This is a genomic window from Coleofasciculus sp. E1-EBD-02 (genome assembly GCF_040218245.1).
Taxonomy (GTDB): Bacteria; Cyanobacteriota; Cyanobacteriia; order Cyanobacteriales; family Coleofasciculaceae; genus Coleofasciculus.
In genome coordinates this window covers 18,842-35,867 of record NZ_JAVJQN010000091.1, presented here as the reverse complement: position 1 = coordinate 35,867, position 17,026 = coordinate 18,842, and the positions used below count along the sequence as shown (strand labels likewise).

The following is a 17,026-nucleotide window of genomic DNA, read 5'->3' as shown; positions in this document are numbered from 1 at the left end:
GGAAGCCTACACCATAATCTTTGATTTGGTGTAGGAGGATGTCACAACATCTATAACCACACATCTGCTGCAACTCCCACGATGAATACCCTTACTGGTTATCAAATTAGCGCCCAACTCTACGAAAGTGCAAATTCCTTAGTCTATCGAGCTATCCGCGATCGCGATCGCCAACCCCTGATTCTTAAGATTCTTAAAGCCGATTATCCTACTCCAGAAGAATTGACCCGATATAAACAAGAATATGAAATTACCCGTTCTCTGAATCAGGAGGGTGTGGTGAAAGCCTATCACTTACAACGATATCAGAATAGTCTCGTCATGCTGTTGGAGGATTTTGGCGGTGACTCCTTAAAGTTCTTGACGAGAGAGCGCCAGTTTCCACTGGACGAATTCTTGACTATTGCCATTAAGATAGCTGAGAGTTTGGGCGCGATTCATGCGGCTAATATCATCCACAAGGATATTAACCCATCTAATATTGTCTATAACCCCAAAACGGGACAGCTTAAAATTATCGATTTTGGGATTTCTACGATTTTATCGCAAGAGAACCCCACCAACCGCAATATCGATCACTTAGAGGGAACGTTAACCTATATTTCTCCGGAGCAAACCGGAAGAATGAATCGATCCATTGATTACCGCACAGATTTTTATTCCCTGGGTGTTACATTCTATGAACTGCTGACTCACCAACTCCCCTTTGAAACAAAGGATGCTATGGAATTGGTACATTGTCATATTGCTAAGAAACCTGTGCCACCCGATCTTCTGGACAGGGGTACAGGGAAAATACCGAAAGCGGTTTCAGATATTGTCATGAAACTGATGGCAAAAACGGCAGAGGATCGCTACCAAAGCGCTTGGGGACTAAAGGCAGATTTAGAAACCTGTTGGCATCAACTATGCACTAGCGGTGAAATTTCCCAGTTTTCTCTCGGTCAACAGGATATTTCCGATAAGTTTCAAATCCCGCAAAAACTCTATGGTCGGGAGGCGGAAATTCACCAACTTTTAGATACCTTTGAGCGAGTTAGTGAAGGGGCAACTGAGTTGATCTTAGTGGCGGGTTATTCAGGTATCGGTAAGTCAGTGTTAGTGAATGAAGTGCAAAAGCCGATTGTCCGACAGCGAGGCTATTTTATTTCCGGTAAGTTTGACCAATTTAAACGCAATATTCCTTATGCGTCTTTAATTCAAGCCTTCCAGGAATTAATTCGCCAGCTTTTGACAGAAAGTGACACCCAAATAAAAACTTGGAAGCAGAAGTTGTTAGATGCCCTAGGGCGTAATGGTCAAGTGATCATTGATGTCATTCCTGAAGTCGAACGGATTATTGGCAAACAACCGCCAGTGCCTCAGTTGGGGGCAACTGAGTCCCAAACCCGTTTTAACTTAGTTTTTCAAAATTTTATTGGTGTTTTTACGAAGAAAGAACACCCCCTGGTTATTTTTCTCGATGATTTACAGTGGGCAGATTCAGCATCGTTGAAGCTAATTGAGTTACTGATCACTGACCCGGATAGCCAATATTTATTGATGATTGGTGCCTATCGCGATAATGAAGTGAGTGCCACTCATCCGCTGATGGTGACCTGGGAACAAATCAATAAAATGGGGGCAAAAACAAGCACTATTACCCTTTCTCCTTTACAGGTTAATCATGTCAACCAGTTGATTAGCGACACCCTTAACTGCTTGCCGGAACGGTCAACACCTCTGGCTGAGATACTGGCAAATAAAACCAACGGCAATCCATTTTTCTTGACGCAGTTACTTAAGTCTCTGCATCATAAAAAACTCTTTCTGTTTAATTCAACGTTGGGGTGCTGGCAGTGGGATATTGAACAAATTCGCGGGATTGGAATAACGGATAACGTTGTTGAATTAATGATTGATAAAATTAAAACGTTTGATAATCATACGCAAACAACATTGAAGTTAGCCGCCTGCATTGGTAATAAATTTAATTTAGGGGTTCTCTCTATTGTCCATAAAAAATCATGGTCAGACACGGCAAAAGACCTTTGGACTGCCGTTCAGGAAGGCTTGATTGTGCCTCTAAGTAAGGATTATAAAATTCCTCTGCTTTGGCAAGACAATCATGAGTCGAATAGAGAGTATGAATACTTATCGGCTATCCGCGACCAGGATATATCCTCCACTGCTTATAAATTTTTGCATGACCGAGTTCAACAAGCCGCTTATGCATTGATTCCAGAAGCCCAGAAAAAAGAAGTTCACCTAGAAGTGGGCAAATTATTACTGGAAAATACAAATCCAGAGAATTTAGAAGAAAATATTTTTGATATCGTTAATTCACTGAATATCGGTGCTGAATTAATTAGTCATCAGGCAGAACGGAATAATTTAGCGCAATTAAATCTAATAGCTGGAAAAAAAGCAAAGGCGGCGGCGGCTTATGAACCTGCCCTAAGTTACTTAGAGATGGGTCTAGGACTTCTGGCATCCGATAGCTGGACAAATCACTATGACTTGACTTTAGAACTTTATGTAGAAACTGTGGAGGCGAAGGTCGTAAATACCCAATTCAAAGCCGCGCAAAATATTGCTAATATTGTCCTAGAACAAGCCAAAACAATTCTCGATCAAGTTAAGGTATATGAGCTAAAAATTCAATCCTATCATGCTCAACTTCAGTTTCAGTCGGAGATAAATACAGCCCTTGATGTCTTGGCAAAGCTTGGCATATTTTTTCCCAAAAAAACAAGTCACAAAATAATTAAATATGAACAGAAATCCATAGAGTTACTGTTGGGTGATAGACAGATTGAAGACTTAATAAATCTACCAGAGATGACCGATCCCTATAAACTTGCAGCCATAAGAATTTTAATCGTTGTCACCGATGCTGTAATTGTTACCAATCCTCTATTGTATCCGCTGATAACCTTAACATCAGTCAAGCTCTGTATCGAATATGGCAATCCTCATTTAGCGGCTGGCGTCTATATTTTTTATGCTCAGCTTCTGTGTGGCGCGATGAGAGATATTGAGACTGGATATCGGTTTGGTCAATTGTCCTTAAGATTGTTGGACAAATTTAATGTTCGAGAACTTAAAGCACTAACCACCCATTATAATAACGCATTTGTTCGGCATTGGAAAGAGCCGTATAGGGCGATAAAACTTGAACAAATACAGGAAGGTGTTCACATCGCCCTAGAAGTTGGTGACCTACCAACTGCTTGTTATCATGCCGTGAGCTGTTGCCTATTTCCCATATTTTCTGGTTACAATTTGGCAGAGTTTGAGTCTAACTACATAGAGTATCATGATTTGATTGTGCGACTCAAGCAAGATTATTCTATCTATTACATAAAAGCATCGATAAAAATTGGCTTGGGTTTCTTAGAAGAAGACCCAAGTAAATGGGGAACCATTTTCAGCAATTCCCATCAAGACGATGATACTCTATTGCAAGAATGGATTCAGAGTGAAAACCACTGGCTAATTTTTATTACCTGTTTAGCCAAAACAGTTTTATTTTATGGCTTCAATCAGTACAATCAGGCATTTAAAGCAGCAGAACAGGGGGACCCGTATGGCGAAAGTTCATCCGCCTATCTTATTTATCCCCAACACAATTTCTACTATTCTCTTACCCTTTTGGCTCTTTGTCTTCAATCTGACGAACAGAAAAAACAAGAAAAGCTAAAGAAAGTTTTATCCAATCAAGCACAGCTAAAAAAATGGGCTGAATATGCTCCAGCTAACTATCACAATAAATACCAACTCGTGGAAGCGGAAAAAGCGCGAGTTTTGGGTCAACAAATTCCCGCAATGGAACGTTACGATCGCGCGATTCGTGGTGCTAGGGAACAAGGGTTCATCCATGAAGAAGCCATCGCTTATGAACGTGCGGCGGAGTTCTATTTCTCCCTAGGGAGAGACGAAATCGGTCAATTCTACCTAAAAAACGCCCACCATTGCTACACGCGCTGGGGTGCTAAAGCTAAAGTCAAAGCCTTGGAAGCAGACTATCCGCAAATTTTAGTCGGTGCAACCCATCGAACTGAAAGTAAAGGGATTAGCACCCGAACTTCTACATCGGGGGGTAATGCTCAAGCCTTAGATTTGTCAACGGTGATGAAAGCTTCGCAAACCCTTACCAGTGAAATTGTGCTGGATAAGTTACTGGCTAAACTGATGAACATTGCCATAGAAAATGCAGGCGCACAGAAAGGGTTTCTGATTTTACACTCCCAAATTGAGCCAGAGAGTGAGCCAGGGAAATGGGTAATTGAAGCCGAAGGTATCGTCGATTCAGAAGCCATTAATATCTTGCGATCGCGTCCTGTAGATGCTGTTGATCCTGACACCCAATTGCCCCTGCTGTCAACCGCTATCATCAACTACGTCATCCACACCAAGGAGAATGTTGTCCTCAATGACGCCACCCATGAAGGACAATTTACCCGCGATTCCTATATTGTCACCACTCACCCCAAATCCATCCTCTGCACCCCCCTCCTCAATCAAGGCAAACTGACAGGTATTCTTTACTTAGAAAATAACCTCACCACCGACGCCTTTACACCCGAACGAGTCGAAACCTTAAAAATTCTGTCCGCCCAAGCCGCCATCTCCATCGAAAATTCTCGCCTCTACCAACAACTCGAAGCCTATAGCCGTAACCTGGAAATTAAAGTCGATGAAAGAACCCAGGAACTCCAAGACAAAAATCAGGAACTCTCCGTCACATTGAAAAAACTAAAAGCCACCCAAGTTCAAATTATCGCCCAAGAGAAACTCGCCTCCCTCGGTGCATTAACCGCCGGGATTGCCCATGAAATTAAAAATCCCTTAAACTTTGTTAATAACTTCGCCGAACTCTCTGCCGAGTTAACTGAAGAACTCTTAGAAGAACTTGATAGTCAAAAAGAACGATTAGATCCGGAAAGCACAGAATACATCGAAGAAATTCTCAGTGACTTAGAACAAAACGTGAAAAAAATTAACGAACATGGCAAACGCGCCGACAATATTGTGCGCGGGATGCTGATGCATTCACGGGGTCAAGGGAACGAACGACAACTTACTGATATCAACACACTTCTAGCCGAATATGTTAATCTAGCCTATCACGGAATGCGTGCCAAAGACTCCTCATTCAACATCACCATTGAAACCCACTATGACCCTACCATTGGTCAAGTTAATATTGTGCCACAGAATATTAGTCGAGTCTTTCTCAATGTCATCAATAATGCCTGTTATGCTGCCCATGACAAGAAAAAAGCTGTTGACACAGACTTTACCCCTACACTCTCCGTGACTACCAAAAATCTAGGCGATAAAATCGAAATTCGGATTCGAGATAATGGCAATGGCATCCCAGCGGAAATCCGAGATAAAATATTCAACCCCTTCTTTACCACCAAACCCACAGGTCAAGGCACAGGTTTGGGATTATCCATTAGTCACGATATCATTGTGGGAGAGCATCAAGGGGAGATTAAAGTAGCAACCGAATTGGGCGAGTATACCGAGTTTAAGCTGATTTTGCCGCGATAAGTCTAGCCATGGCGCGTCTTGAAGGGCTAAAGCCCTGACTACGAACCCAAACTACCCTATAATTAATTCAGGTTGTCCTTTACTCTCAGCCTTTAAGCTGTTATGTATTTAAAGTGGGTAGAGGTCGTGAGCAAGATGCTTAGTAACGATCAAGATGCTCCCACGACAGACAAAAATTTCGCAATTCTTGAGATTAAGGGTTTAATGCCGAACAGCTTATCTTAATCCATATTGATTGAGAGGTAAAAATGATGAAAGTCATGGTAGTCGATGATGAAAAAGATGTTTTATTGTTGTTTCGACAACGATTTAGAAAAGAGATCAGACAAGGCAAAATTGAATTTCACTTTGCTTTCTCAGCCAAGGAAGCCCTCTACTATCTTGAAATGGAAAGTAAAAAACAAAATTGTGTTGTCTTGATTCTTTCAGATATTAATATGCCAGAGATAAACGGCTTAGAATTACTTAAAACAATCAAAAACAAATTCCCAAACTTAAAAATTTTCATGATTACGGCTTACGGCGACGACGAAAACTATCGCCTTTCCCAAGAATACGGAGCCGATGATTATATTCATAAACCCGTTGACTTTGACCAACTTAAGGAAAAAATCTTTAATTTATCCACAAATTAGCAGACTGAAAACCAATGCCAGCCAAAATACTGGTTGTCGATGATGAACCCGACATAGAACCCCTAATCCGTCAAAAATTTAGAAAAAAGATTCGGCGACAAGAACTCCAGTTTAGTTTTGCCTGTAATGGTTTGCACGCCCTGGAAAAGCTACAGGCTGACTCTGATATTGATATGGTTTTAACCGATATTAATATGCCCAACATGGATGGGTTAGCTTTGCTCATGAAACTGGCGGCGGACTATCCTATGATTAAAGCCGTGATTTTGTCCGCCTATGGAGATATGGACAATATTCGAGCGGCGATGAATTTAGGGGCATTTGACTTTCTCACCAAACCCATTGATTTTCAAGACTTAGAAATTACCACCTACAAAACCCTTCAGCACGTTCAGCAAATCAAACAAGCATTAGCCCAAGAAAATTATCTCAAGCGTTTAGAAGCCGAAAACCTCCGCCTTAGCACCGAACTCGATATTACCCGACGACTGCAACAAATGCTGTTGCCTACAGAGACAGAACTGCGTCAAATTCAGGGACTCGATATCGCTGGGTATATGCAACCAGCAGATGAAGTCGGGGGAGACTATTACGACGTACTGCAACACAATGGCAGGGTGAAAATTGGCATCGGCGATATCACGGGTCATGGGTTAGCCAGTGGTGTCCTGATGCTGATGGTACAAACAGCGGTGCGGACATTGCTGGTGAATAATGAGACAAACGCGGTTAATTTTTTAAGTACCCTCAACCAAACGATTTACCACAACCTGCACCGAATGCGCTGCGATAAGACCTTAAGCCTCGCCTTAATTGACTATCATCAGGGGACTCTAACGGTGAGTGGACAACATGAACAAATGATTGTGCTACGCTCTGAGGGTAGGATTGAGCGAATTGATACGATTGATTTGGGGTTCCCGATTGGTTTGGCAGAGGCGATTGCCGACTTTGTGGCGGAAGCAACCGTAAAATTGTATCCCGGTGATGGAGTTGTCCTTTACACCGACGGGATTACTGAAGCCGAAGATATCAATGGGGTGCAATATGGACTAGAACGGCTGTGTCAAGTCTTAAGCAACAACTGGCACAAGTCAGCCTGTGAGATTAAACAGGCAGTGATTGACCAAGTGTGGCAGCATATTGGAAACCAGAAAGTTCATGATGATATTACCTTACTTATTCTTAAGCAGCAGTGATTGGTTATTGGTCAGGGAACAGGGAACAGGGAACAGGGAACAGGGAATCGGGAATTGGGAACAGGGAACAGGAAATGGGCAATGGGCAATGGGCAATAGGTAAGGTAGAGTTTTGAGTTAACTTACTCATCTCCCCCATCTCCCCCATCTCCCCAGACGCGCCATGGCGCGTCTCTACAGTCAATCCTTATCAGGCAAAAACAATGCCAGCAAAAATACTGGTTGTCGATGATGAACCTGATTTAAAACTCCTAATCCGCCAGAAGTTTAGAAAAAAAATTCGGCGTCAGGAACTCCTGTTTATTTTCGCCCAGAATGGTGTAGATGCTTTGGAAAAACTGCACGCCCAACCGGATATTGATATGGTTTTAACCGATATCAATATGCCCGAAATGGATGGGTTAACCTTGCTGACACACCTCGCCCAAGATTATCCCACCACTAAAGCTGTGATTCTTTCTGCCTATGGGGATATGGAAAATATCCGCAAAGCCATGAATCTGGGCGCCTTTGACTTCCTGACTAAACCCATTGATTTCCAAGATTTAGACATTACCACCCATAAAACCCTAAACCATGTGCAACAGCTCAAAGCCGCGCAACAGCAGGAGTATTTGGCACAGCAGGCACAAGCCGACTTATTAGAAAATCTACGCCAAGAAGTCATTGAGCGCAAGCGCATCCAAGAGGCGTTACGGGCGAGTGAAAGACAGTTGGCACAATTTCTAGAAGCTGTACCCGTAGGCTTATTTGTCGTTGATGCTGAGGGTCAATCCCACTATGCAAACCAACGGGCGCAACAACTTGTCGGAAAAGGGATGATACCTGGTATAACGGTTGAAGAGTTGTCCCAAGCTTATAAAATCTACGTCGCGGGAACCAATCAACTCTACCCCACCGAGGAAAACCCCATCGTGCGAGCCTTACAGGGGGAACAAGTCACCGTGGAGAATCTGGAAATTCATCGCGGGGATCAAGTGATTCCCTTGGAAGTCTGGGCAACTCCCATCTATAATGAACAGGGTGAAATTGTTTATGCGATCGCGGCGTTTCAAGATATCAGTCTCCACAAGCAAGCTGAAGCAGAACGGCTTCAGTTTACCCAAGCCTTAGAACAACAAAATGCGGCGTTGCAGCGCCTAGACCAACTCAAAGATGAGTTTTTAGCCAATACCTCCCACGAACTACGGACTCCCCTGAATGGCATTATTGGTATTACTGAATCCCTCATCGACGGGGCGGCGGGTTCCCTGTCTCCAGTGCAAATCGCGAATCTGGCAATGGTTGTTTCTAGTGGGAAGCGCCTGCAAAGCCTCATTAATGATATTTTGGATTTCGCCAAACTGAAAAACCACGATATCGAATTACACCGCAAATCGGTGGACTTTCGCCAAATCACGGAAGTGGTACTTACCCTATCTCGCCCCCTGATTCAGGGTAAATCTCTTGAATTAAACAATGAAATCTCCACAGATTTCCCTGGCATTGATGGTGACGAGAATCGGTTGCAACAAATCATGTACAATCTAGTGGGAAATGCGATTAAGTTTACCGAATCAGGTTCCATTACCGTGTCAGCCACCCAGCAACAAAATATGGCAGAAATAACGGTGGCGGATACGGGGATTGGTATTGCCCCGGATAAATTCGAGGATATTTTTAAATCCTTTGAACAACTTAATGCCTCGGTTTCCCATCCCTCTAGGGGAACAGGATTAGGATTAAGTATTACCAAACAACTGATTGAACTTCACGGCGGTAGGATTCGAGTTGAGTCAGAATTGGGTCAAGGGTCGCGATTTGTTTTCATGCTTCCCCTCAGTTCCCAACCGATTGCATCTTCATTAGAATACAAGACGGACATCACTAAAGTGCGGGACTATAGCAATCCTTTTCCCAGTGAACCGTTGCCCCTGATGTCTAAAACTGGTGAGTTCACGATTTTAGTGGTGGACGATGAACCGATTAATTTGCAGGTGGTGACTAATCACTTATCTGTACACAATTATGCCATTGTTCAAGCTACCAGTGGGATGGAGGCTTTAGCCAAAATTGAGCAGGGATTTAAACCAGATCTGGTGATTCTAGATATTATGATGCCCAAAATGTCAGGCTACGAAGTCTGCCAAAAAATCCGCCAACGCTTCCCAGCCACTGAAGTACCAATTATTATGTTGACGGCGAAGGAACAAGTCTCAGATTTAGTGGAAGGGTTGAGTTTGGGAGCGAATGATTATTTAACTAAACCGATTTCCAAGCATGAACTGATTGCCCGGATTAAGACTCACCTACATCTATCGAATATCAATAGAGCCTATGGGCGCTTTGTTCCCCAGGAATTTCTCCGCTTTTTGGGCTATGAAAGCATTGTGGATGTGCGGTTGGGGGATCAGGTGCAGCAGGATATGTCGATTATGTTTGCGGATATTCGCAACTTTACGACTCTATCAGAAAGTATGTCTCCCCAGGAGAATTTTAACTTTCTCAATTCTTATTTAAAACAAGTGGGACCAATTATCCGTAAGCATCAGGGATTTATTGATAAATACATTGGCGACGCAATCATGGCACTGTTTCCCCAGACTGCTGATGATGGCTTAAAAGCGGCGATTGAAATTCAAAAACAAGTGACACGCTATAACCGCGATCGCGAAAAAGCAGGGTATCCCTCGATTACCATTGGCATTGGCTTACATACAGGCAGTTTGATGTTAGGAACCATTGGGGAACAGCAGCGCATGGAAACTACAGTCATTTCTGATACGGTTAACCTAGCATCACGCTTAGAAGATTTGACCAAAATCTACGGGGCATCAATTTTAATTAGTGGTTATACTTTGTTTTGTTTAGAGGATCAAAGTCAATATCACTATCGATTTATCGGTCAGGTACAGGTTAAAGGCAAAAAACGTTTGGTTCCAGTCTTTGAAATTTTTGATGCAGAACCGGAGTATATTATCCAATTCAAAGAAAATACTAAAACCACATTTGAAGCAGGAATCGTTAATTTTAATCAAAATAAAATTGATGTAGCCTTGAAAATATTTGAACATATTGTAGCAATTAATTGGCGCGATAGAGCGGCGCTTAATTACATTAAACTTTGTAAAAGGACACGACCACAATAGCGTTAATACCAAGTTGCAGTCTAAGGTTGAATCTGTTATTCTGAGTAGAACCCTTTACGACCTTCGAGGGCATGGCGCGTGAGTTTTGAATGTAGGGGCAGGTTTAGGGACAATTGTAGGGGCGGGTTTAGGGACTGTAGGGGCGGGTTTAGGGACAATTGTAGGGGCGGGTTTAGGGACAATTGTAGGGGCGGGTTTAGGGACAATCGTAGGGGCGGGTTTAGGGACAATCGTAGGGGCGGGTTTAGGGACTAAAGACAGCTATCCACCAATAACGGAAAAACAAAACCCGCCCTGCCTCACCAATAACGGAAAAACAAAACCCGCCCTGCCTCACCAATAACGGAAAAACAAAACCCGCCCTGCCTCACCAATAACGGAACAACAAAACCCGCCCTGCCTCACCAATAACGGAAAAACAAAACCCGCCCTGCCTCACCAATAACGGAAAAACAAAACCCGCCCTGCCCACCAATAACGGAAAAACAAAACCCGCCCTGCCCACCAATAACGGAACAACAAAACCCGCCCTGCCTCACCAATAACGGAAAAACAAAACCCGCCCTGCCTCACCAATAACGGAACAACAAAACCCGCCTTTATGTATAATCTAATCTCAACCGTTAAATTTAATTTTGTCCACCCACTTAAAAGAAACAGAGAACCGATTTCAGCCTTACAGCGGAATCAGTTCTGGAAAATTAACCAACAGTTGTTCATCGGTCAATTGATCGCCAAATTGAGCCGGAGAAAAGTGAACTTGGATCGCTCGCAAGCGTCCCTGGTAATGGAGATTAATTAACGCTTTGAGACCCTCTTCTAGTGCCTCTATATCTGCCAAATTGGTTTCCAGTTCCGGCACTTCTCCCTCAAACGCAACAGTAATCATCACAATTAAATTACGAGTGACGGGTAAAGATAGCGCTTCATTCTCCGATGAACACCCATTGAAATCAGGCTCACTCAAATACCGTTGGGCAGAGTCAGTAAATAATTCACTCACAAAATCTCCCGCCTCCCCTTCATCCCAAAACACATCCCCTTCATTCGCCGCCGATTGCCAATAGGTATTGTACTGTAAGAGGTTCTGGCAAATATCCACCAGTCCTTCACCGAGAACGCCTAAGTCTCCGTCGGATTCAACCGCATCTCGCGCCGCCCGATTCAGCACTCCCAATAACGGTGCGACTTCTGTACCACTTAAATGAACAAACAACCGACAGACAACAAGTCGGGTTTTGCCACTTAGTTTATTGAAGCGATCGCGCCAAGAACTCATAGACTGCTCCTCTACCAACTTCACAGGAAATTACATGTAACATTTATCGATTAAGATGGTAACATAAACTGCCCACTGTTCCATTTTTAACGTATTATTTATTAAGCCTCTTTTGTTTTAACGTTATGACACCGAGTCTACTCTTTACCATCGCGAATCTATTCGTTTTACCCTTCTGGTTACTGATGATTCTGCTTCCTAACTGGGGGATTACCCGAAAAGTTATGGAATCCTATCTGCCGTTTGTCCCATTAGTGGGGTTGTACATCTACTTCTTTGCCAACAGCCTTACACCCGAATCTGCCCAAGCCTTATCCAATCCCCAGCTTGCTGATATTGCCCGCTTCTTTGGAGACGAAATCATCGCCGCCGCCGGATGGACTCACTTTTTAGTCTTGGATTTGTTTGTGGGGCGGTGGATTTACTGGGAAGGGCAACGGACTGGGTTGTGGACTATTCATTCTCTGGTTCTCTGTTTATTTGCTGGACCCATTGGATTGTTGTCTCATATTTTGACAGTTTGGATTACCCAGAAATTATCGACGGGTTCGGAAACAGAATCGACGACTGCCTCAACGCCTAGTTCATAGATTAAGTAGTCGTACATCAATTTAACTGTATTAAGTTTCATGAACATGCCCAATCGGTGCGCTTTCAGCGATCGCTGACTTTTGCAAAAGTTGCCACAGCGCACCGTTTACTTTTGTCGGACTACTTCAGAGAGACCTAATCCCTATCAGAGAGACATAATCCCATTTTCATTGCATCATGCAATTAATGAGGTGATGAAGAGATGAGGGAAACGGAGCAATGAAGCGAATGATAGGTGACGTGCTTTCTTGAAAATCGTCTAATTCTTCCATTCATATCCCAATTCTTACCTGGCTTCAACCTCCTAAGGTCGTATTTTTTCTTTATTCTTGAACCAATAGGTTTGTAACTTATTGTATATTTTTCGTCTATATGCCACTAAAGTTGGATCACTTATGCCGAAGATTTAGATTAAATCGAATTAGTACAACGCGGCGGAACTATATCAAAATAAATGAAATATCGGTAAGACAAGCATTTTAAAAATTGAATTCCGTGCAGCGGTATGAGTTGATAATTTTTCAAAATCTCATGAAGCAGCAAAAAATGAATAGATACCTTATTCCTAGTTTTGCACTTGGGACATTCGTGTTTGGTGTGGGTCAAGCTCAAGCCGCCCAGGTGACAATTGACGATTTTAACACGTTTGATCAAAGTGTCGAAGTCCTGGGTAGTCCTGATACTATGGCTATGAACACTATGATGAATGGAGACAACAACATAATTGGTGAAGAGCGCAAGATCAAATTAACAATAGATGAGAATGAGTTTGACGACCCGGAGCTGGGTGCGATTGTAAGCATAGTAGACGGTTTTGCAACCATTAGTAACGATGCTGGAATTGAAAGTACGACGGTGTTTACATGGGATGGAACCGACACTAGTCCTCTGAATATTGATCTAACTGGGGGAGGTATGAATCAGTTCTTCCGTTTAGATATTGACAGTGTCGATTTGACGGCAAAGCTAGCATTAGACGTGACAGACAGTGACGGTGATATGGCAAGCCTGACGAAGACAGGACTGAGTGAAGGGAGTGCTATCTTCAATTTCAATGCGTTTAACAATTTTGCGGCTACAGATTTCAGTAGGGCAGAATCAGTATCCTTGACGGTTGGAGGACCCCAAGAGGTTGATTTTGCGGCAGATTCTCTTGTCGCTACCGTCCCCGAACCGCTGACTATCCTGGGTTCAGGTTTAGCCCTAGGATTTGGCGCCTTGTTTAAAAAAGAGTCTTCCAGAAAGCGCCAAAAAGCCCAGTCCAAGAATTAAGGCATAGACCAATCAAGTAACGTACTGGTTTTCTTGTCCTTAAGTTCCCCCATCTTCAACATAAGTTGTCCTAGCGCCAAAAACCGCGATCGCAACGCCTCCTAATAGAACGGCTGCACCCACTAGCACAAAGCGTCCGGGGAGTTCCTGAAAAACGAGATACCCCAAAAAACTAGAGACAACGGGTTCCCATAAAATCGCTAGGGTAACCAAGGTGGGAGACACCCAGCGCACTGCCCAGTTAAAGCTAGTATGCCCAACTAATTGAGGCAATACTGCCATTAGCAAAACATAAAGATAAACGGCACGCGGATAGCCAAGGTAGCCAACACCAAAGATTAAGGGTAGGGGCAATAAAACCAGTGCGCCAGTGCTATAGGCGATGGCTATATAACTACCAATTCCCAAACCACGCCGCTGTGCTTCTCGACCTAACAATAAATATAAACTAACGATTACAGCACCAATTAAGGCAAGACTATTGCCCAAGGCGGGATTAGAACTCATGTTAACCGTTTCTTGATCCCCTAATGCAATGAGGACACCGCCGATAAAGGCAATACCAATTCCCAGTAGGGTTAACCGAGAAGGTTTTTCCTTAAACCATAGCCAAGATAGCAAAGCTACCCAAATGGGATTGGTGGTGACTAGAGTCGTAGAAGCGGCAATTGACGTGAAGGATAGAGACGTAATCCAGGCGGCAAAATGCAGGGCAAGACAAATCCCAGCCCCCACAGCATAATGGAAGGCACCGGGACTAAGCTGATTAGATCCTAGGTTTCGCCAAGCGGGTACTATTAATAAAGATGCCAGAGTTAGGCGAGAAGCCGACAGAAACAGGCTAAATCCAACGCCACTCAAGCCAGCCGCCGTATTCGCTAAACGAATAAAAATGGCGGCACTGGAAACTGCCAAGACACCAGCGACTAACACCAGTCCCACCTGCCACGGTAACGGTTGCTTGGACGTTTTCACAATTTGATGCTCCCGATTCCATACTTGGAGTTTAGAGCAAGAGTGACGCTTTTTTGGCATCTACGGCAAAAGGCAGAAGGCGTCAGGGCAGCAATAAGCTGTTCGGCATTTAAACCTTAATATCAATAATGGCGAAATCCTTGTAGTGCGAGCATCTTGCTCGCTACCTATTCCTAAACTTGTGTTATACCGTTGAATGAGTGTGAGTAATCTATCTGAACTCAAGTGACAAGCGACGTTTATCGGCATAAGCAAAAGCTCTTTGATCGGTGGGCACCAAACTACGACCTGCTGTTTACCACAATTTTCTACCAAGCCGTTCACCAACGGTTGTTGGAGTACGTCGAACTACCGGAAAATCCGAATGTGCTTGATCTCGGTTGCGGTACGGGTCGATTATTGCATCGCCTTGCCACCCAGTTCCCGACTCTCCAGGGTACAGGACTTGATTTATCCTCCCAAATGCTGCGTCAAGCCCGACAGCGCAATCAGCATCGACCGCGACTTATTTTCAAACAGGGAAATGCTGAGTCTTTACCCTTTGCTGAGGGTCAATTTGATGCGGTGTTTAATACAATTAGTTTTCTGCATTACCCTCAACCTCAACAGGTATTCTCCGAGGTGAATCGAGTTCTGCGACAGGGGGGACGTTTTTACCTGGTTGACTACATCGGACACCAAAAAACAGTGACCCTTTCTATTCCTTTATTTTCTAATAACCTTCGCTTCTATAGTCGAGAGCAACGCGAACAATTTGGTCGGGTAGCCGGGATGGAATACTTGGGACATCATTTTCTTTTAGGACCTGTGATGCTAACGATTTTTCAACGCATTGGTTGAGGAGACTGAATATGGAACGTCGTCGCACTTTTTCTGGAGTGAGTTGGGAAGGGAAAACAGGGTATTGTCGCGCTATCCGGATACCCTATACCCTGTCTCCTTTTTAGCTATCTCGTCACCCCCTAAGTGCCTGTTGCCTTATCCCTACTCATAAAGGGAGTAGTTAACCCGGATTTGGTATTAAATCAGGGATTCCGCACAGGATATGAGAAAATTCAACAAGCAGTCGGATTGTCCGAGCGTAAATTTATGTCCCACGAGTCCTCAGAACAACTCAGTCTCTTTGACCAGTCAGGGCTGACATCTTCTACCCCTAATGACTTCAAACCGGAGTTAATTCCGACAGATGCCAAGGTTCCGATTCCGCCTGGCACTTACGACTCCATGGAGTCTTTGGCGGATCATTGTAATGGTTGTCAGCGCTGTGAATTAGCCGCCACTCGCACCCATGCTGTAGTGGGACGGGGTAATGTTCATGCTCCGATTATGATCATTGGGGAAGCCCCTGGACAAAATGAAGACGAGCAAGGTTTACCATTTGTCGGTAGAGCCGGACAATTGCTGGAGAAGATTCTCGCCGCCGTCAAACTGGATAGTGAACGGGATGTCTATATCTGTAACGTGAATAAATGCCGCCCTCCTGGTAATCGAGTACCGACTCCTGACGAAGTTGCAGCTTGTAAACCGTATTTACTCGAACAAATTCGCTTAGTTGATCCCAAAATTATTCTGCTCACAGGTGCAACGGCGGTTAAGGGGTTAACGGCTGAAAAGCGCGGCATTACTAAGATTCGTGGCACTTGGATGGAATGGGAAGGACGACTGTGTATGCCAATCTTCCATCCTGCCTACCTATTGCGGAATCCGTCACGAGAGCAAGGTAAGCCAAAGTGGTTTATGTGGCAAGACATCCAGGCAGTGCGTGCCAAATTAGATGAACTGCAATCCGAAAATGCCGTTTAGGTAACCCCAGTAAACGGTTATACAAAATAGATTTGTTTAATTTTTATTCCATTTTTGTTTTGGGAGAGTCTCGCCTAGAATTTTATGCACTTTAGAAACACGCAAAAGAACTCATCAATCCCTGAAGTTAATCTGATTCCTTTAATGGATGTGATGATGTCAGTGCTAACATTTTTTATTATCACATCAATGAGCTATACAGGTCAGCGCTTAGGGAATATTAATCTACCTGGTTTACCGGGTTCTGGAACCGCTAGTGGTGAGTCAAATACTAGAAACACTCTGGTTATTGGCTTAAATCGCCAAGGCGAGATTTTAGTGGATAATCAAGTGATTACCGTTAACCAGGTGTCTGAAACAATCCAGTCATACCTAGAGCAAAATCAAAATGCTACAGTTGTTTTAAAGGCAGACCGAGACTTACCTTATGAAGATGTGCAAAAACTGTTAAAAGAAATGACAATAATTGGGGGCGATCGCGTCTCTCTTGCTATTGAACGTCGTTAAAATAATTTACCTATAAACAACCTGTAGGGGCGACCCGCCTACCATTGGTGTCAACTTAAGCTCAACCCCTCTCCCAAGCCAGCCCTCACCCCCAGC

Annotated in this window: 13 protein-coding genes; 10 read left to right on the top strand and 3 right to left on the bottom strand. The window is 43.7% G+C overall.

All coding sequences use genetic code 11. From position 1 onward, the window contains the following. Positions 1-81 precede the first annotated feature (81 nt). From RIC07_RS14825 to RIC07_RS14815, 3 genes are all read left to right on the top strand, one after another. Positions 82-5,541: a trifunctional serine/threonine-protein kinase/ATP-binding protein/sensor histidine kinase gene (locus RIC07_RS14825; protein WP_446395202.1), complete on the top strand. Its 5,460-nt coding sequence runs from the start codon at positions 82-84 to the stop codon at positions 5,539-5,541. Positions 5,542-5,792: 251 nt separating this feature from the next. Beyond that, positions 5,793-6,176 carry a response regulator gene (locus RIC07_RS14820; RefSeq protein WP_446395250.1) on the top strand — a complete coding sequence of 128 codons (384 nt, stop codon included), beginning with the start codon at positions 5,793-5,795 and terminating at the stop codon, positions 6,174-6,176. A gap of 14 nt (positions 6,177-6,190) precedes the next feature. Then, entirely contained in the window at positions 6,191-7,375 is a 1,185-nt protein-coding gene (locus tag RIC07_RS14815; protein ID WP_446395201.1) for a SpoIIE family protein phosphatase, read from the top strand. A gap of 4 nt (positions 7,376-7,379) precedes the next feature. Here the strand turns inward: RIC07_RS14815 and RIC07_RS14810 are convergent, their stop codons facing one another. Next, positions 7,380-7,505 carry a hypothetical protein gene (locus RIC07_RS14810; protein WP_446395200.1) on the bottom strand — a complete coding sequence of 42 codons (126 nt, stop codon included), beginning with the start codon at positions 7,503-7,505 and terminating at the stop codon, positions 7,380-7,382. A gap of 73 nt (positions 7,506-7,578) precedes the next feature. Here RIC07_RS14810 and RIC07_RS14805 point away from each other — a divergent pair, with 73 nt between their 5' ends. Both RIC07_RS14805 and RIC07_RS14800 read left to right on the top strand, forming a co-directional pair. Then, positions 7,579-10,503 (top strand): response regulator, encoded by a 2,925-nt coding sequence (locus RIC07_RS14805; protein WP_446395199.1) that lies wholly within the window; start codon positions 7,579-7,581, stop codon positions 10,501-10,503. 85 nt (positions 10,504-10,588) lie between these two features. Beyond that, positions 10,589-10,846 (top strand): hypothetical protein, encoded by a 258-nt coding sequence (locus tag RIC07_RS14800; RefSeq protein WP_446395198.1) that lies wholly within the window; start codon positions 10,589-10,591, stop codon positions 10,844-10,846. Positions 10,847-11,179: 333 nt separating this feature from the next. Here RIC07_RS14800 and RIC07_RS14795 read toward each other — a convergent pair whose 3' ends face one another. After that, a complete protein-coding gene (locus tag RIC07_RS14795) occupies positions 11,180-11,782 on the bottom strand; it encodes a DUF1517 domain-containing protein (RefSeq protein WP_446395197.1) in 603 nt (200 codons plus the stop codon). Between the two features lie 125 nt (positions 11,783-11,907). On the opposite strand from RIC07_RS14795, the gene RIC07_RS14790 reads away from it, so the two are divergent. Then, the gene (locus RIC07_RS14790; protein ID WP_446381633.1) at positions 11,908-12,372 is read left to right on the top strand and encodes an ABA4-like family protein; all 465 of its coding nucleotides are present in this window, start codon (positions 11,908-11,910) and stop codon (positions 12,370-12,372) included. Positions 12,373-12,904: 532 nt separating this feature from the next. Further along, a complete protein-coding gene (locus RIC07_RS14785; RefSeq protein WP_446395196.1) occupies positions 12,905-13,645 on the top strand; it encodes a PEP-CTERM sorting domain-containing protein in 741 nt (246 codons plus the stop codon). A gap of 39 nt (positions 13,646-13,684) precedes the next feature. On the opposite strand, the gene RIC07_RS14780 is transcribed toward RIC07_RS14785, so the two are convergent. After that, positions 13,685-14,620, bottom strand: a complete 936-nt coding sequence (locus tag RIC07_RS14780; RefSeq protein ID WP_446395195.1) for a DMT family transporter — start codon at positions 14,618-14,620, stop codon at positions 13,685-13,687. 225 nt (positions 14,621-14,845) lie between these two features. Between RIC07_RS14780 and RIC07_RS14775 the strand changes: the two genes are divergently transcribed. The 3 genes from RIC07_RS14775 (at position 14,846) to RIC07_RS14765 (ending at position 16,930) form a co-directional block, all read left to right on the top strand. Then, positions 14,846-15,460 (top strand): class I SAM-dependent methyltransferase, encoded by a 615-nt coding sequence (locus RIC07_RS14775; RefSeq protein WP_446395194.1) that lies wholly within the window; start codon positions 14,846-14,848, stop codon positions 15,458-15,460. Between the two features lie 249 nt (positions 15,461-15,709). Then, positions 15,710-16,423, top strand: a complete 714-nt coding sequence (locus tag RIC07_RS14770) for a uracil-DNA glycosylase (protein WP_446395249.1) — start codon at positions 15,710-15,712, stop codon at positions 16,421-16,423. Positions 16,424-16,507: 84 nt separating this feature from the next. After that, a complete protein-coding gene (locus tag RIC07_RS14765) occupies positions 16,508-16,930 on the top strand; it encodes an ExbD/TolR family protein (RefSeq protein ID WP_446395193.1) in 423 nt (140 codons plus the stop codon). Positions 16,931-17,026: the final 96 nt, after the last annotated feature.